The organism is Myceligenerans pegani (genome assembly GCF_014892515.1).
In the GTDB taxonomy this organism is placed as follows: domain Bacteria; phylum Actinomycetota; class Actinomycetes; order Actinomycetales; family Cellulomonadaceae; genus Myceligenerans; species Myceligenerans pegani.
Genome location: NZ_JADBGR010000066.1, coordinates 12,242 through 29,054 on the forward strand (window position 1 = coordinate 12,242; position 16,813 = coordinate 29,054).

The following is a 16,813-nucleotide window of genomic DNA, read 5'->3' on the forward strand; positions in this document are numbered from 1 at the left end:
GCACCAACCGACCGCATAGGGTTCTCACCATGGACGACGAGACCGTGGCACAGGTCCCCGCAGCTCCCGCAGCCCCGACACCGCGACAGACCAGCCGCGCTCTCGCCCGTGCCGAGCGCGGCGCCGCGCTGGACGTCGAGGAGGCCGCCGCGCTCCTCGCCGCCACCGGCGAGGAGCTGGACCGGCTGTGCGCGGTCGCGGCGCGCGTCCGTGACGCGGGCCTGGTGGAGGCAGGACGCCCCGGCACCACGACGTACTCCCCCAAGGTCTTCATCCCCGTCACCCGCCTGTGCCGCGACCGCTGCCACTACTGCACCTTCGTCGAGACGCCCGGCCAGGCCGCGCGTGAGGGTCGCGAGCCGTACCTGTCACCGGACGAGATCCTCGCCATCGCCGCCGAGGGTGCCGAGCTGGGCTGCCTCGAGGCGCTCTTCACGCTCGGCGACCGCCCCGAGGACCGCTGGCCCGAGGCCCGGCAGTGGCTCGACGAGCGGGGGTACGACTCCACGCTCGCCTACGTGCGGGCGATGGCGATCCGCGTCCTGGAGGAGACGGGCCTCCTCCCCCACCTCAACCCGGGCGTCATGAGCTGGGAGGAGCTGAACCGGCTCAAGCCCGTGGCCCCGTCCATGGGCATGATGCTGGAGACCACGTCCCGGCGGCTGCACGAGACCAAGGGCCTGGCGCACTACGGCTCGCCCGACAAGGATCCCGAGGTGCGGCTCCGCGTGCTCGAGGACGCCGGGCGCCTCTCGATCCCGTTCACGTCCGGCCTGCTGGTCGGTATCGGCGAGACCCTCACCGAGCGCGCCGAGACGATCTTCGCCCTCCGCGCGAACCTCCGGCGCTACGGCGCGCTCCAGGAGATCATCGTCCAGAACTTCCGCGCCAAGCCCGACACCGCGATGCGCCACCGCGACGACCTCCCCCTCGACGAGTACCGCGCCGCCATCGCGGTCACCCGCGTCGTGCTCGGCCCGAAGGCACGCGTCCAGGCCCCGCCGAACCTCGTCGACCTCGCCGAGTGCACCGCCCTGCTCGACGCCGGAATCGACGACTGGGGCGGGATCTCGCCCCTCACACCGGACCACGTGAACCCGGAGCGCCCGTGGCCGGAGATCGGCCGGCTCCGCGAGACCGTCGAGGCCCGCGGCTTCACGCTGCGCCCGCGGCTCACGGTCCACCCGCGGTACGTCCTGCAGGGCGAGCCGTGGCTCGACCCGCGCGTCAGCGCCCACGTCGCCGCCCTCGCCGACGACGACGGCCTGGCGCGGCCGGGCGTCAAGCCGTCCGGCCTCCCGTGGCAGGAGCCCGACGGCGGCTTCGTCGCGGCGGGCCGCACGGACCTCCACGAGACGGTCGACACGACAGGCCGGACGGCCGACCGCCGCACGGACTTCGACGACGTCTACGGCGACTGGCAGGGCATCCGCGACGAGGTGGCCCACCGGGATCGCCTGGCCCCGGCGCCGTCGTCGGGCATCAGCTCCGAGGGGAAGGCCGCGCTGGCCGCGGCCGAACGGGATCCCGCCGGGCTCACCGACGAGCAGGCGCTCACGCTGATGACCGCCGACGGCGAGCTGCTGGACCGGGTCGCTGAACTTGCCGACCACCTGCGGCGCGACGTCGTGGGCGACGACGTCACCTACGTGGTGAACCGGAACATCAACTTCACCAACGTCTGCTACGTGGGCTGCCGGTTCTGCGCGTTCGCGCAGCGCCGCACCGACGCCGACGCCTACTCGCTGTCGCTGGACCAGGTCGCCGACCGCGCGGAGGAGGCCTGGGGGCTCGGCGCCACAGAGGTGTGCATGCAGGGCGGCATCGACCCGCAGCTTCCGGCGACCGGCTACTTCGACCTGGCGAGCGCGATCAAGAAGCGCGTGCCGGGCATGCACGTGCACGCGTTCAGCCCGATGGAGATCGTCAACGGCGCCTCGCGCACCGGGCTGAGCTTCGAGGACTTCCTTCTCCAGGCGCGCGAGTCGGGCCTCGACACCATCCCCGGCACGGCGGCCGAGATCCTGGACGACGACGTGCGCTGGATCCTCACGAAGGGAAAGCTGCCGACGAGCACGTGGATCGACGTCGTCACGACGGCACACCGGATCGGCCTCCGGTCCAGCTCTACGATGATGTACGGGCACGTCGACCACCCGCGGCACTGGGTGAAGCACCTGCGCGTGATCTCCCGCATCCAGGACGAGACCGGCGGGTTCACCGAGTTCGTGCCGCTGCCGTTCGTGCACAACAGCTCGCCGATCTACCTCGCCGGCGTCGCTCGCCCCGGGCCGACCGCGCGCGACAACCTCGCCGTCCACGCGATGGCCCGGATCATGCTGCACGGCCGCATCGACAACATCCAGACGAGCTGGGTGAAGCTCGGGGTGGACGGGACGCGCCGCATGCTGCGGGCCGGGGTGAACGACCTGGGCGGCACGCTGATGGAGGAGACGATCTCCCGGATGGCGGGCTCGGAGCACGGCTCGGCCAAGACGGTCGCGGAACTGGAGGAGATCGCGGCGGGCATCGGCCGCCCGGTCCGTCAGCGGACGACGACGTACGGGCGGGTCTGACGCCGGTGCTCGCCGGGCCGCCGGGGCCGGAAGCCTACGGAGAGACGCTTGGCGGTTCGTCGAGCGTCTCAGCGGCTCGGGCGCGGACCCGCGAGTCCTACGGCCGCCCGACCCGTTCGCCGTCCACGTAGAGCTCCAGGTCGGCGGTCTTCTCCGGCCAGAAGCAGACCAGGCCGGCGAGCCGCGTCGACTCCGGCAGCGGGGTGTCGTACCCCCAGACGACGTCGGCGAGCTGCTTGCCCCCGGCGTCGAGGGTCCAGTACGACGCCTCCCCCTTGTAGGGGCAGTGGCTCGTGGTGTCGGTCGGCGTCAGCAGATCCATCCGCACGTCGACGCGCGGCAGGTAGTAGCGGGGCTGCAGCCCGGTCTCGGTGAGGACCACGGGCCGGTGCGACTCCGCGACGACCTCCCCGCCCACCACGACACGGACGTGGCGGCTGGACGGGAGAGCGTCGATCCGGACGTACGGGTTGCGCGCGTGGGTGTGCAGGACCTCGTCCTCCTCGAGCCAGGTGTCGAAGGCCGACCAGGTCAGGGCGTACGCGCCGCGCATGGCCTCGACCGGGGCCTCGGGGTAGCGCTGCGCGACCCCGGGCAGCGTCCGGTCACCGACGACGACGTCGAACCGCTCGCCGGGACCGAGCGCCTTGGAGCGCGGGCCACGGCCGGAGGCCGGGCGCACCTCCACCTCCAGGTCCTCGGGCGCGAAGAAGTACTGCGGGAAGTACGGGTGCTCCCAGACGAGCAGCGGGGTGACGGCGTCGGCGACGAGTTCGCCCTCGCTGTAGGCGCGGATCCTGGTCCGGCCCCGCTGCACCGTTCCCGGTTCGATCACGAACGGGTTCTCGACGATCTCGGACATCTCTGTCACCTCTCGCTGCGTGCCGGTCCTGGGCGGGCGCCTCGCAGTGCGGGACGCCTCTCCTCTCGCAACCCGGTGCACCATCGGGATTGTTCCGTCGTGCGGCAGCGACTCGTCGACGTCACCTCGGCTCGGCGTCACCTCGGCTCTGCGTCGATCCGTTCGAGGACGCGACTCGAGATGCGCCCAAGGGCGGCGAGGTCCTCGGGGTCGAGGGCGTCGATGACCAGCCGGCGAACCACGACCAGATGCCTGGGCGCGGCGGCCTCGATGGCCTCGCGGCCCTGCGGGGTGATCACCACGAACGCACCACGGCCGTCCTCGGCGCACTCCTCGCGAGCCACCAGACCGCGCTTGATCATCCTGGACACCTGATGCGACAGGCGACTCCGTTCCCAGTCGATCGCCCCGGCCAGGTCCTGGAACCGCAGACGACCCTCGGGGACGTCGGTGAGCGCGACGAGGATCTGGAAATCGGCGCCGGACAGACCCGAGTGCGTCTCCAGGTCCGCGCCCAGGCGCCGGAAGAGCTTCTGGTGCAGCCGGACGAAGGCGCGCCAGGACCGATCTTCCTCCGCGTTCAGCCACGGTACGTCGTTGGTCATGGCGTCCAGTCTAGCTGTAGTTGATACATCAACTATCTATGCTACTGTCGGTGACGACCAGTTGACACGTCACCTACCTAGGTCCATTTAGATGACGCGTCACCTAAATCCGCTGGATGAACGGAAGCGACCATGACAGAGCAGAAGAAGATCATCGCCGTCGTCGGCGCCACCGGGGCTCAGGGCGGCGGGCTCGCCCACGCGATCCTCGCCGACGCCGACTCCGAGTTCGCCGTTCGCGCACTCACCCGCAACCCCGACTCCGAGAAGGCCCAGGAACTGGCCCGCCTCGGCGCCGAGGTGGTCGTCGCCGATCTCGACGACGAAGCGAGTGTCGCCCAGGCCCTCGACGGCGCCTACGGCGCGTACTTCGTCACCAACTTCTGGGAGCACTTCTCGCCCGAGCGCGAGTACGCCCAGGCCCGCAACCTCGCCCTGGCCGCCAGGACGGCGGGTGTCGAGCACGTGGTCTGGTCGACGCTGGAGGACACCCGCGATTCCGTGCCGCTCGACGACGACCGGATGCCCACCCTCATGGGCAAGTACAAGGTGCCGCACTTCGACGTCAAGGGCGAGGCCAACGCCCTGTTCATCGAGGCCGGCGTCCCGACCACGTTCCTGCAGACGACGTACTACTGGGACGGCTTCCTCACCAACTTCGCGCCCACGCGCCAGGAGGACGGCAGCCTGGTCCTCGCCCTGGCGATGGCCGACAGCAAGCTCGCCGGGATCGCCTCCGAGGACATCGGCCGCACCGCCTACGGGATCTTCCAGCGCGGCAAGGAGCTCGTCGGCGAGACGGTGAGCATCGCGGGCGAGCACCTGACGGGCGCCGAGTACGCCGCGGCCTTCGCCGAGCTCCTCGGAGAGCCCGTTCACTACTTCCCGGTCCCGTTCGAGGGCCTCCGCTCGGCCGGATTCCCCGCCGCCGAGGAGGTCGGGAACATGTTCCAGTACTACGCCGAGTTCGCGGACGAGTTCACCGGCCGCCGCGACCTCGCCACGGTCCGCGAGCTCAACCCGCGGCTCAAGACCTTCGCCGAGTGGCTCGGCGAGCGCAAGGACGCCTTCGCCGCCCTCTGAACGACACGCTGACAGGTCGCGACCTCTCGGCGTCGACCCGGCGGAACGATGCGGGTCGGGTGGCGGAAGGAGCTCCGCCGCCCGACCCGGGCACGCCCGTCAGCGAAGGGCCGGGATCGGCAGCAGAGCCGGGTCGTGGGCGCAGACGATGTCGACCGTGTCGCGGTGGTTCCGGGCGAGCGCGGCCAGCCTGGCGTGCTGGGTGCGGGCCTGGGCGGCGTCGGCCGTGATGAAGCGCTGGTGGAAGCGGAACAGCGGCGGGACGGGGCTCCCGGTGAGGTAGCCGTGGTGGTTGAAGGCGTCGCCGGCGTGCAGGACCCAGCGGTCCCCGGCGCGGGCCGCCGCACCATCCGTCACCGCACCATCCGTCGTCGCACTGCCCGTCGTCGGACCGCCCGTGACGACGCCGTCCGTCGTCGCGTCGACCGCGACGCCCGCGTGTCCGCGCGTGTGCCCCGGGAGGGGAACGAGCAGCACGCCGGGCACGATCTCGGACACACCGCGGAATCCCCGCCACTCGAGGGAGCCGGGAGCGTGCGCGACGAGGTCGGGGCCGTGCGCCCACTGCGCGGCCAGGTACCGCCGTCGTTCGATCCAGGCCGGCCGCCGCAGGGCATCCGCCTCCGCCGCGGTGACGTGCACGCGGGCGCGCGGGAAGTCGGAGATGCCGCCCGCGTGGTCGAGGTCGGCGTGGGTCAGGACCACGTGCCGGACGTCGTCGGCCGTGAAGCCGAGGGCCTCGATCTGGCGCAGCGCGGTCCGGGCCTCGTCGAGCACCGGTCGCATCACGAGCCGCACTGGTCCCAGCCGTGCCGGCTCCCGGACGTCCGCCAGCCCGAAGCCGGAGTCCACGAGGACGAGCCCGTCGTCGGACTCGCACACCAGCACGTGCGAGATGATCGGCGCCCCAGGAACACGCATCGTGCCTGCGTCGATGTGGTGGACCCGCATGACGGGACAGTACCCCTCGGCCGGTCCTCGGCCGGACTCCTCAGCTGGTCACGAGATCACGCCGTCGCAGCCCCACGAGACCCGCGGCCGTCAGCCCGGCGGCGAGCAGCATCAACGCCAGCACCGTGCCTGCCGACGGCGGGCCGTAGAACGGCATCACGTGTGAGAACGGCGAGGTGACCAGGAAGGTCCAGCGGGGCCAGCCGAGGTGCTGGCCCAGTTCTCCGGTCAGCGCCACCGCGAACACCAGCCAGGGCAGCACCGCCGCGAGGCGTGGCACGAGACCGAACGCCGCCACTGCGACGCCGACCATCACCCACACGGCCGGGACCAGCACCATCGTGGTACGCAGCATGGTTCCGAGCTGCCCCGACCCGATACCGAATCCCAGGCCGATCACCAGCTCCAGCACCACCGGGACCGACGCCGCGACGAGCAGGTGCCCGCCCGCCCAGGCCAGCCGGGTCGTCGGCCGGGCGAGAACCGTCTCCGCCAGTCCCGACCGCTCCTCACCCACCACGCGCAGCGCGGTGGCCATCGCGTAGATCGTCACGGGAAAGACCATCGTGAACACGATGTAGGCGAAGAAGGCGTCGGCCGGATCCCCCGTACCCATGGCGGCCGCCCACTCGGCCATGAGGTCGCTGGTGGCGTAGGACTCCATCGCCGCGGTGCCGCCGAATCCGGACGGGATCGTGACGGCCGACAGCGCCGCCACCCACACCAGCAAAGCCGTGCGATGCTGCCGCCACGCCATGGCGATCGGGCCGCGCACCCACTCCTCGGCGCCGTCCGGTCCCGGCCGCGGCGCGACCACCGCCGCGGCGAGATCGCGCCGCGCCGACAGCCGGAACGCCACCACCACGAGCACCACGACCAGGACCAGCACCAGGCCGAACGGCCACCAGCGCTCGTCGGCGAACGGGCGGGTGCGCTGCAGCCAGGCGTTGGGCACCGCCCAGACCGCCCGTGCCGCGGACCCTCCCGCCAGGTCGCCGATGCCACGGACGAAGTGCAGCGCGAAGAAGAGCAGGAACGCGCCCCAGGCCGCCAGGCGCGGGTTGGCCGTGACCTGCGCGGCCACGGCCGCGAGTCCGGCGCCGATCGCCGCGGCGGCGCCGAGCACCAGGCCGAACACGACCGATCCGGTCACCGGCAGGCCCGCAGCCGCCATGGTCGCGGCCACCAGCACCGCCAGCAGCACGGCGGCGCCCAGCACCTCCGTCAGCGCCGCCGCGAGATGCGCGTGCCGGCCGACGACACCCGCGCGCGCGAGCTCGGTCCGCCCCGCCTGCTCCTCGGCGCGCGTGTGCCGCACCACGAGGAGACAGGCCCACAACGCGGCCAGCAGGGTCCCGCCCGCGACGCTCTCCTGCGCCACCAGTGCGGCGGCCGAGTCGCCGTAGGCAGGGCCCTGGAACAGCTTGAACATCGGGACGTCGGACATCACGGCGTCGTACCGGAGCCGACGTGCCGCCTCGTCCGGGTAGACCGTCGCGATCGACAGGGCTCGGCTCGTCGCCAGCGTCCACGTCCCCAGCAACCAGAGCGGCAGCACCCAGCGGTCGCGGTGCAGGATGTGCCGGAGAACCTGCCAGGTCCCGGCGAGATCAGCCATCGCCGTCCTCCTTCCCGGCCGCCGTGTCGACGGCGGCGCGCACGCCCGCACCCTCGGCGGACGCCACGAACTCGCCCATGGCGCCGTAGAGGTCGAACATCGCGCGCGGAATCCGGCCCGCCCCGTCCGGCCCGAGCGTGTCCACGCCCATGCGCTCGGACAGCAGGCGGTACATGACGATCGTGGACAGATGCATGGCGGCCATCACGGCGGCGGCGTCCCGAGTGCGCGAAGCGCCGGGCACGAAGCGGTCCGGCCAGTGCGCGGCAAGCCACTCCTCGCCGATGCCCGCCCCCCGCTCGAACAGAGCGCGCGCGATCGGCTCGCCCTCCGCCATCGCGCGCGCGACGTACGGCAGCACCGCGCGGCCGTGGTTCATGAGCCCTGCCATGAAGTCCGGGTCCGTGAACTCGCCGTGCACCGCGCCGAGGGAGTCGAGATCGCCGAGCGTCCGCAGCACGTACGCGTCGCACGCCTGCCTGAGGTCGTCCTTGGAACCGAAGTGGTGCTGCAGCAACCCGTGCGAGACCCCGGCGGCCTCGGCGATCTGTTTGACCGTTGCCCCTTTGAACCCGCGCTCGGCGAAGAGTGCGAGCGCGGCGTTGCGGATTCGGGCGCGGGCCGTCAGATCCGCCGGATCCACCTCGGACTCGCGGGCCGGAGACGACGAACGCTCGACTGGATGCATGTCCAGTATGCTATATGAACATCCAGTCGGAGGGCAAGGGCGCCGCGCGGCTCCTCCGGCTCCCTACGATGGGCCCATGGCTGACACCCCCATCGCCGTCATCGGTCCCGGAGCGATCGGCGGCCTCGTCGCCGCCATGCTCCAGCAGGCCGGGCACGACGTCGTCGTGATCGCCCGCGACCGGACCGCCGCACAGATCGCGGAGCACGGCCTCGAGATCGAGACCGACCGATTCGGGACCTGGCACGCCCCGCTCCCCGCGACGACGGACGTCCCGCCCGGGGCGCGCGTCGTCGTGGCGGTCAAGGCGGAGGGAGTCGACGCCGCCGCGGAGCTGCTCGCCGACGCTCGCCCGATCGAGGTGCTCTCCCTGCTCAACGGCCTGGACCACCTCGACGTGCTGCGCTCCGCCCTGCCGGGCGCGCGCCTCGTCGGCGCCACCATCGCGGGCGAGACGCTCCGCACGGGCGCGGGAGAGGCCGGCCCGCCGCGGGTGCGGCACCGGGGCGACCTGCTGCGGGTGGTCGTGCCCGACGACGCCGTCGCGCTCGGCGTCGTCACCGCGCTGCGCGACACGCCCATCGAGGTGGTCACCGGCGGGACGGACACCGAGGTGCTGTGGAAGAAGCTGCGCTTCCTCGCGCCGCTGGCCCTGCTGACCTCCGCCTGGGCGACGAGCATCGGGGACGCCCTGACGCACGACCCCGTGCTGACATCCGGTCTGCTCGCCGAGATCGCGGCCACCGCCACCGCGGAGGGCGTGCCCACCACCGGGGAGGAGCTGCGCGGCATCCTGGCCGGCTTCCCGGCGACGATGCGATCCTCGCTGCAGGCCGACATCGAGGCCGGCCGGGAGGGCGAGCTCGACGCCATCGGCGGCGCGGTCCGGCGCCGGGCCGCGGCCCACGGCATCGAGACCCCCGTCCTGGAGGACGTCATCGCCAGGATCGGCGTGCGGGTCCGCGACGTCGGCTGAGTCGCGAGAGGATCGCGGCCCCGCCCGAAACGTTTGGCGTCGTCGCGGATACCACACGAGCCGTCGTTATGGGGGTTTTCGCGCGCTAGTGTTCAGCCGTGACGTCACCGGGAAGAGGAGCACTCCACGCGCTGCGGGCATTCCTGCTCGCCGGCGCGGTGGTCGGGCTCTCCCTGGTCTCTCACGTCCTGGCGGGCGGGGCGCACCCCGGCGCCGTGCCGCTGGTCGTCCTGACGGCGCTGACCGTCGTCGCGCTCCGGCCGCTCGCCCGGCGCGAGCTGGCGATGCCGGCCCTGCTCGGATCGCTCGGCGCCGGGCAGGTCGTGCTGCACGTCGCGTTCGAGCGCTGCGCCGTCCTCGCCGCGGGCCCGGGGCAGGCGCACCACCAGGACGCGCTGCCGACTCCCGGGATGGTCGTGGCCCACGCGACGGCGACGCTCGCGATCGCCGTCGTCCTGCGGCACGGCGAGGCGCTGCTGTGGCGGCTGTGGGCGTGGCTCACGGGCCGCGGTGTTCCCGGCCAACCGCGCGTCGTGGTCGCCATCGCACCTCCGCCACGGGCAGAGCTTCCCGAGGCGCGCCCGATGTTCGTGGACCCGCTGGTCAGGGAGCGCGCGCCGCCTCTCGCGGCCTGACACCTCGACCACCCGACCGGACGTCGTCCGCGACGCCCGGCCCGGGACGTGCCGCGTGCCGCCGAACGCGCCGCGAGACGCCCCGGACACCTCTTCCACGAACAGGACCATCACCATGCGTAAGACCCTGCGCGCCCTCGGCGCGACCACCCTCGCCGCCGGGCTCGTCGTCGCCGGTACGACCACGGCCTCGGCCCACGTCGGCGTGACTCCCAGCACGACCGCCGCGGGCGCCTACTCCCTGCTCACCTTCGGCGTCCCGCACGGGTGCGACGGCTCGGCCACCGAGACGGTCTCCATCCAGATGCCCGAGCAGATCATCACCGTGACGCCCAGCGTGAACCCGAACTGGGACGTCGAGAAGGTCATGGAGGAGCTCGACGAGCCGATCGACGACGGCCACGGCGGCGAGTACACCGAGCGGGTCGCGGAGGTCGTCTACACGGCGAAGACCCCGCTGCCCGACGACCTGCGCGATGCCTTCGAGCTGTCGCTCAAGCTCCCGGAGGCGGTGGGCGAGACGCTCGTCTTCCCCGCCGTCCAGGAGTGCGAGGAGGGCGAGACCGCGTGGGTGCAGGTACCCGAGGAGGGTGAGAGCGCCGACGGGCTCGACTACCCCGCGCCGTCGTTCGTGCTCACGGCCGCCGAGGGCGACGGCCACGGCGACGCGACGTCCGACGACATGTCCGAGGACGAGGCCGGGGCCGAGAACGTCGCCGCCTCCTCCGAGGCCGGCACGTCCGGTGCCTCCGGCGCCGCGGCCGGCACGCCCGCCCTCACCTGGGTCGCCCTCGTGCTCGGCGCCGGCGGCCTGGTGCTCGGCCTGCTGGCGTTCCTGCGGTCCCGCGCCCAGAGCTGAGGCCACGATGCCCCGCCCCAGGTCCTGGTGCCGGGCGCCGGCGGCTCTCGTCGGCACCGTGGCCGGGCTGCTCGCGATCCTCGCGGGCGGCCCGGCCGCGGCCCACGCCGTGCTCGTCGGTACGGACCCGCAGGACGGCGCGGTCCTGGACGTCCCGCCCGACGAGGTGACGATCACCTTCAACGAACCCGTCCAGGTGGTCGCCGAGAGCACCACCGTGCTCGCCGCGGACGGCTCGCCCGTCGCCGCGACGGCCACCGCCGTCGACCACACCGTCGTGATCACCCCCGACGTGCCGCTGGACGCCGGCACCTATGTCGTGAGCTGGCGCGTCATCTCCCTCGACACCCACCCCGTGGCCGGCGCCTTCTCGTTCTCCGTCGGCGCGCCCAGCGACACGAGCGTCGACGTCCAGGTCCCCGAGCCGACGACGGCGCTCGTCGCCGCCCGGGCGATCGACCAGGCCGCCGTGTACGCCGGGACGTTCCTGGTCGCCGGACTCGTCGTGTTCGAGCTGCTCGTGCTGCACGTGACGCCCGGCGCCGCCCCGGTGCTCCGCCGCCGGATCCAGCGGGTCCGCGGATCCGCGCTGGCGGTCGCGGGAGTGGCTCTCGCCGCGGCGGTGCCCCTCACCGCGGCCTGGCAGGCCGGGGGTGGGCTCGACGCCGTCGCCGATCCCGCGACCTGGGTCGCGGGCATCACGTCCGACACCGCCGTCGCCGGCGCGCTCGGCCTGGCCGGCCTGATCGTCGCGACGCTCGCCGCACCCCGGGCCGGGCGGGAGACCCGCGCCGCGTGGCCCGCGGGCCTCGCCCTCGGCGCGTCGGTCCTCGCGCTCGGAGCGCTCCTGCTGGTCGGGCACACCCGGACCTTCGGTCCCACCTGGCTCGTCCTGACCTCCGACGTCCTGCACGTCTCGGCGGGCGCGGCGTGGCTCGGCGGCGTCGTCGGGCTCGCGCTCGTCCTCGCGCCGTCGGCCGGCCTGGAACCACGCCGCGCCGCGGTGACCGTCGCGCGGTTCTCCGCGCTCGGCGCGTGGCTCGTCCTGGCGCTGGCGCTGACCGGGGTGACGCTCGGCTGGCGCATCCTCGGCACGGTCGACGCCCTGGTGAACACGTCCTACGGGCAGACCTTGCTGGTCAAGGCCGGGCTCGCGCTGTGCGTCGTCGCGATCGCCGCGTGGAACAGGTACCGGCTCGTGCCGGCGGCCGCCGTCGCCGAGCGGGGGCCTGCCGCCGCGGGTTCACCCGGCGGGGTGGCGCGGCGCCGGCTCGGCCGCACCGTGGCCGCCGAGGCGGCGATACTCGGACTCGTCCTGGCCGCCACGGGTGTCCTGGTCTCGAACAGCCCCGTCACCGCGGCCTCCGCGGGCGCCGAGGACGCGGCACCGGAGGCGGTCGACGTGACGGAGGAACTCGGCGAGGGCACGCTCCAGGCGCGCGTCACTCCCGGGAGGGTCGGCGTCAACTCCCTGGAGGTCGTGCTCCTGAACCCGGACGGCGCGCCGGTCGAGCCCGTCGCGCCTCCCGAGCTGACCACCACGCTCGCCGATCCGGCCATCGGACCGTTCACCCATCCGCTCACCGAGACCGGGCCCGGCACGTACGAGGCCACCCTCGACCTGACGATGCCCGGGAGCTGGACCGTCACGCTGAGCGTGCGGACCTCGAAGTACGAGAACCCGATCGTGGACATCCCTGTCGAGGTGACATCGTGAGAACTGCCCCCGCCAGCCGCCGCACCCGCTCCGGCCCGCCGCGGGTCGGAGCCCGGGGCCTGCTGTCCGTGCTCGCCGCCGGAGTCCTGTGCCTGCTGCCCGCCGCACCCGCCGCGGCGCACGTCCTGATCGAGACCGTCGAGCCGAACGGCGACGGCACCACGACCCTCACGTTCACGTTCGACCACGGCTGCGAGGGGGAGCCCACGCACATGCTGCACGTCACCATGCCCGACGGCGTCGAGGCCCTCGCGGCCGATCAGCCCGGCGGCTGGACCGCCGACGTCGGACCCGGATACGTGCACTGGCAGGGCGATCCGGTGCCCGACGGCGACCGGGCCGAGTTCACGCTCGACGTGCGGGTGACGGGCACGGTGGGCCAGTCGTTCTCCTTCCCGACCGAGCAGGGGTGCCCGTCGGGCGCCGCCTACGAGTGGACCGACACCGACCCCACGGCCGCCCACCCGGCGCCGACCTTCGTCGCGACCGCGGCGACGCTCGCCGACACCCCGGCCCCCGCCGCGACCGACCCCGCCGGCACCTCTCAGGTCGGCACGCTCCCGCTGATCGCCGGCATCGTCGCCACCGCCGTGGCGGCCGGGGCAGGCGGCGGCTGGGCCGCCCGCCGCCGGATCTCCTGACGCCGCGGCCGGTCACGCACCCCACTCAGCTCCCCCGGGTGCGTTCGTAGTGGCGGCGGGCCTTCATGCGGTTGCCGCAGAGTGCCATTGAGCACCATCGCGCCCGGTTCGGCCTGCTGTGGTCGAGCAGGAACCGGGCGCACTCGTCGTTGGCGCACGGGCGGAGGCGGCCGGGGCTGTGCCGCCGCACCTCGTCCCAGGCCAGCACGGCGCGGACCGCCGGGCGCCGCGCGTCCTCCACCTCGACCGCCCATTCCACCCCGTCGCCGGCGACGGCGGGCCGCCGGCGGACCCCGTCGAGCAAGGGCGCCAGCGTGTCGACCGGGGCCTCGCCACGCACGAGGGCCTGCAGGACGCCGCGCGCCTCGCGGGTGGCGCGGAGCTCCGCGCCGGAGCCCGTGCCGTCGTGGGCCCGCAGCCACGCGACGGTCAGCAGGTCCTGCCGGGTGCCGTTCACGACGGGGGTGCTGTTGAGCAGGTCGAGCAGGAACTCTTCGTCGGCCACCACGTTCTAACCCCCAAACTCCGCTTGACAGGTTACACCCTCGACTGATTCCGTTCTAACCGGTACAACTAGTCAAGGGAGTTAGAAATGAGCCTCGTCCACCACCGCTACGCCACCGTCCAGGGCCACCGGCTCTTCTACCGGGAGGCCGGCCCGGCGGACGCGCCGGTCGTCCTGCTGCTGCACGGATTCCCGACCAGCTCGTTCATGTTCCGCGAGCTGATCCCGCGGCTCGCCGGGCGGTACCGCGTCGTCGCCCCGGACCATCTCGGGTTCGGCCTGTCCGACGCGCCCTCGGTCCGCGAGTTCGGCTACACGTTCGACGCACTCGCCGACCTCACCCAGGGCCTGCTCGCGGAGCTCGGCGTCTCCCGGTTCGCCGTCTACGTCCAGGACTACGGCGCCCCGGTCGGCTGGCGGCTCGCCCTGCGCGACCCGGGCGCCGTGACCGCGATCGTCACCCAGAACGGCAACGGCTACGAGGAGGGTTTCGTCGAGGAGTTCTGGCGCCCGGTGCGGGCGCACTGGCGGGAGCGGACGGCCGAGACCGAGGCCGAGGTCCGCGGCGCGCTGACCCTGGACGCCATCCGCTGGCAGTACCTGCACGGCGTGCCGGACGAGACGCTGGTCAGCCCCGACACCTGGCACCACGACCACGCGCTGGTGTCCCGCCCGGGCAACAACGAGGTCCAGGTCGCGCTGTTCGGTGACTACGCCACCAACCCGCCGCTCTACCCGCGCCTGCACGAGTACCTGCGCGACAGCCGCGTACCGGTCCTGGCGGTGTGGGGCCGCCACGACGAGATCTTCGGGCCGGCCGGCGCGGAGGCGTTCGCGCGGGACGCCGACGACGCGGAGATCCACCTGCTCGACGGCGGCCACTTCCTGCTGGAGACCGCCGTGGACGAGGTCGCGGGACTGATGCGGGACTTCCTCGACCGCAGGCTGGGCGTCCCGGCCGGGGCGGCGCGACAGGGAGCGTCCGCGACCGGGTGACGCCGCGGCCCCGGGCGTGGTACCAGCGGGGTACGCAGGTGTCATCGCCAGGACGATTCGCGAGGGCGCCTCCTCGGTGAGAGTGGATCACCCAAGGATCTTCGGCTCACGAGAGAGGCGCCCCCGTGGCATCCCCACTGATCTCCGTCAGAAACCTGCGCAAGACCTACGGTTCCGGCCCGAGCGCCTTCGAGGCGCTCAAAGGGCTGGACCTGGACATCTCCGAGGGCGAGGCGGTCGCGATCGTCGGCAGGAGCGGATCGGGCAAGTCGACCCTGATGCACCTGCTCGCGCTGCTCGACCGGCCGACCGTGGGGACGATCACCCTGGACGGGACCGACACGTCCCGGCTGTCGGCTCGGCAGCTCAACCGGACCCGCAACAGCACCTTCGGCTTCGTCTTCCAGCAGTTCTTCCTCAACGCCCAGGCCACCGTGCTGGACAACGTGACCCTCCCGCTGAAGATCGCCGGGGCGTCCCGGCGCGAGCGCACCGCGCGCGGGATGGCCGCACTCGCCCAGCTCGAGCTCGACGACAAGGCCGGCAACAGGGCCAACGACCTGTCCGGCGGGCAGAAGCAGCGCGTGGTCATCGCCAGGGCGCTGATCAACCGGCCGCGCGTGATCTTCGCCGACGAGCCGACCGGGAACCTGGACACGGCGACCGGCGGCGTCGTGGAGGACATCCTCTTCGACCTCAACCGGCGCGAGGGCATCAACCTGGTCGTCGTCACGCACGACGACGACCTCGCGGCGCGGTGCGACCGCGGCGTCCATCTCCGCGACGGCCTGGTGGCCGCGCGCGAGGAGGTGGCGGCGTGAGGGCCGTCGACATCGTCGGGACAGCGTTCCGCAACGCCTTCCGGGCCAAGTTGCGCACCAGCCTGACCGTGCTGGCGATCTTCATCGGCGCGTTCACCCTGTCCGTCACCAACGGCCTGGGCACGGGCATCAACCGGTACATCGACGACACCGTGGCCTCGGTCGGCGTCGACGACGTCATGACGGTCACCAAGGCGAGCGACGACGAGGCCGCGGGCGACGGCCCGGCCGAGTACGACCCCGACCGGATCGAGGCGGACGGGCCGCCCGGGACGACGGCGGTCGCCCTGACCGACGACGACATCGACACGATCGCCGACGTCGCCGGCGTGCTGGAGATCGAGCCGGTCAAGGACGTCGCCGTCGACTACGTCCGGCACGACGGCGGGGACCGGTACACGCTCGCCGTCTCCCAGTTCGTACCGGGCATGGAGGTCGAGCTGACGGCGGGCGACCAGGTCGACCTCGACGCCGACGACCCGCAGCTCGTCCTGCCGGAGGACTACCTGGAACCGCTGGAGCTCGGCGGCGCCGGCGACGCGCTGGGGCGGACGGTCGAGCTGGCGGTGACCGACGGCACGGGCACCCAGGTGACGACCGAGGCGACGGTCGTGGGCGTGGCTGAGCCCGGTGTGATCGCCATGGCCGGGGCGATCCCGAACGACGCGCTCACCGAGGCCCTCTACGACCTGCAGAGCACCGGGGCGCCCGAATCGGAGACCACCCGCTACGGGGAGGCCTCCGTCTGGTTCGACGCCGGCGCCGGGGAGGAGGCGACCCAGGCCCTGCAGGACCGCCTGGCCGACGCCGGGTACACCGCCGTCACCCTGGAGGAGCAGCTCGGCACGATCACGGCGGTCATCGACGCGATCGTGCTGGTCCTGAACGGCTTCGCGGTGATCGCGCTGATCGCCGCGGGTATCGGGATCGTCAACACGCTCTTCATGGCCGTGCAGGAGCGAACGCGCGAGGTCGGGCTGATGAAGGCGATGGGCCTGTCGAACGGCCGCGTCTTCTCCCTGTTCAGCATCGAGGCGGTGGTCATCGGCCTGGTCGGCAGCGCGCTGGGGGCGCTCGTGGCGATCGGCGTCGGGCAGCTCGTCGGCGGCGTGTCCGGCGAGCTCCTGCCGGACCTGCCCGGGCTCACGCTGCTCGCCTTCGAACCCGTCACGGTGGCGGCGGTCGTGCTGGGCGTCATGGCAATCGCGTTCCTCGCCGGCAACCTGCCGGCGCTGCGGGCATCGCGGCAGGACCCGATCTCGTCGCTGCGGTACGAGTGA

General features: G+C 73.0%; 16 protein-coding genes. 10 read left to right on the forward strand and 6 right to left on the reverse strand.

All coding sequences use genetic code 11. The annotated features are described in order from the left end of the window. Positions 1-29 precede the first annotated feature (29 nt). Positions 30-2,576, forward strand: coding sequence for a bifunctional FO biosynthesis protein CofGH (locus IIE03_RS07990; RefSeq protein ID WP_192862223.1), 2,547 nt, complete (start codon positions 30-32; stop codon positions 2,574-2,576). Positions 2,577-2,673: 97 nt separating this feature from the next. Here IIE03_RS07990 and IIE03_RS07995 read toward each other — a convergent pair whose 3' ends face one another. Together IIE03_RS07995 and IIE03_RS08000 are read right to left on the reverse strand one after the other, a co-directional pair. Further along, positions 2,674-3,438 (reverse strand): DUF427 domain-containing protein, encoded by a 765-nt coding sequence (locus IIE03_RS07995; protein WP_192862224.1) that lies wholly within the window; start codon positions 3,436-3,438, stop codon positions 2,674-2,676. 137 nt (positions 3,439-3,575) lie between these two features. Continuing rightward, positions 3,576-4,043: a MarR family winged helix-turn-helix transcriptional regulator gene (locus tag IIE03_RS08000; protein ID WP_192862225.1), complete on the reverse strand. Its 468-nt coding sequence runs from the start codon at positions 4,041-4,043 to the stop codon at positions 3,576-3,578. A gap of 132 nt (positions 4,044-4,175) precedes the next feature. On the opposite strand from IIE03_RS08000, the gene IIE03_RS08005 reads away from it, so the two are divergent. Next, complete coding sequence (locus tag IIE03_RS08005) at positions 4,176-5,126, forward strand: NmrA/HSCARG family protein (RefSeq protein WP_192862226.1); 951 nt, start codon at positions 4,176-4,178, stop codon at positions 5,124-5,126. 99 nt (positions 5,127-5,225) lie between these two features. Here IIE03_RS08005 and IIE03_RS08010 read toward each other — a convergent pair whose 3' ends face one another. Genes IIE03_RS08010 through IIE03_RS08020 form a run of 3 tightly spaced genes read right to left on the reverse strand, consistent with a single transcriptional unit; the run spans position 5,226 to position 8,383 of the window. Continuing rightward, positions 5,226-6,077, reverse strand: a complete 852-nt coding sequence (locus IIE03_RS08010; RefSeq protein WP_192862227.1) for an MBL fold metallo-hydrolase — start codon at positions 6,075-6,077, stop codon at positions 5,226-5,228. Between the two features lie 40 nt (positions 6,078-6,117). Continuing rightward, positions 6,118-7,695 (reverse strand): ABC transporter permease, encoded by a 1,578-nt coding sequence (locus IIE03_RS08015; RefSeq protein WP_192862228.1) that lies wholly within the window; start codon positions 7,693-7,695, stop codon positions 6,118-6,120. After that, the gene (locus IIE03_RS08020; RefSeq protein WP_192862229.1) at positions 7,688-8,383 is read right to left on the reverse strand and encodes a TetR/AcrR family transcriptional regulator; all 696 of its coding nucleotides are present in this window, start codon (positions 8,381-8,383) and stop codon (positions 7,688-7,690) included. Before IIE03_RS08020 ends, IIE03_RS08015 begins: the two co-directional genes overlap by 8 nt. Positions 8,384-8,459: 76 nt before the next feature. Here IIE03_RS08020 and IIE03_RS08025 point away from each other — a divergent pair, with 76 nt between their 5' ends. The 5 genes from IIE03_RS08025 (at position 8,460) to IIE03_RS08045 (ending at position 13,211) form a co-directional block, all read left to right on the forward strand. Then, the gene (locus IIE03_RS08025) at positions 8,460-9,359 is read left to right on the forward strand and encodes a ketopantoate reductase family protein (protein WP_192862230.1); all 900 of its coding nucleotides are present in this window, start codon (positions 8,460-8,462) and stop codon (positions 9,357-9,359) included. 98 nt (positions 9,360-9,457) lie between these two features. Further along, positions 9,458-9,994, forward strand: a complete 537-nt coding sequence (locus IIE03_RS08030) for a hypothetical protein (RefSeq protein ID WP_192862231.1) — start codon at positions 9,458-9,460, stop codon at positions 9,992-9,994. Between the two features lie 115 nt (positions 9,995-10,109). Continuing rightward, the gene (locus IIE03_RS08035; protein WP_192862232.1) at positions 10,110-10,853 is read left to right on the forward strand and encodes a YcnI family copper-binding membrane protein; all 744 of its coding nucleotides are present in this window, start codon (positions 10,110-10,112) and stop codon (positions 10,851-10,853) included. A gap of 7 nt (positions 10,854-10,860) precedes the next feature. Then, positions 10,861-12,570, forward strand: coding sequence for a copper resistance CopC/CopD family protein (locus IIE03_RS08040; protein ID WP_192862233.1), 1,710 nt, complete (start codon positions 10,861-10,863; stop codon positions 12,568-12,570). Beyond that, complete coding sequence (locus tag IIE03_RS08045; protein ID WP_192862234.1) at positions 12,567-13,211, forward strand: DUF1775 domain-containing protein; 645 nt, start codon at positions 12,567-12,569, stop codon at positions 13,209-13,211. The genes IIE03_RS08040 and IIE03_RS08045 overlap by 4 nt, the downstream gene beginning before the upstream one ends. Before the next feature lie 25 nt (positions 13,212-13,236). On the opposite strand, the gene IIE03_RS08050 is transcribed toward IIE03_RS08045, so the two are convergent. Then, positions 13,237-13,719, reverse strand: coding sequence for a CGNR zinc finger domain-containing protein (locus IIE03_RS08050; RefSeq protein ID WP_318842870.1), 483 nt, complete (start codon positions 13,717-13,719; stop codon positions 13,237-13,239). 84 nt (positions 13,720-13,803) lie between these two features. Between IIE03_RS08050 and IIE03_RS08055 the strand changes: the two genes are divergently transcribed. From IIE03_RS08055 to IIE03_RS08065, 3 genes are all read left to right on the forward strand, one after another. Next, positions 13,804-14,712: an alpha/beta fold hydrolase gene (locus IIE03_RS08055; protein WP_192862235.1), complete on the forward strand. Its 909-nt coding sequence runs from the start codon at positions 13,804-13,806 to the stop codon at positions 14,710-14,712. A 125-nt stretch (positions 14,713-14,837) separates the two neighbouring features. After that, the gene (locus IIE03_RS08060) at positions 14,838-15,533 is read left to right on the forward strand and encodes an ABC transporter ATP-binding protein (protein WP_318842871.1); all 696 of its coding nucleotides are present in this window, start codon (positions 14,838-14,840) and stop codon (positions 15,531-15,533) included. Then, positions 15,530-16,813: an ABC transporter permease gene (locus tag IIE03_RS08065; RefSeq protein WP_192862236.1), complete on the forward strand. Its 1,284-nt coding sequence runs from the start codon at positions 15,530-15,532 to the stop codon at positions 16,811-16,813. The genes IIE03_RS08060 and IIE03_RS08065 overlap by 4 nt, the downstream gene beginning before the upstream one ends.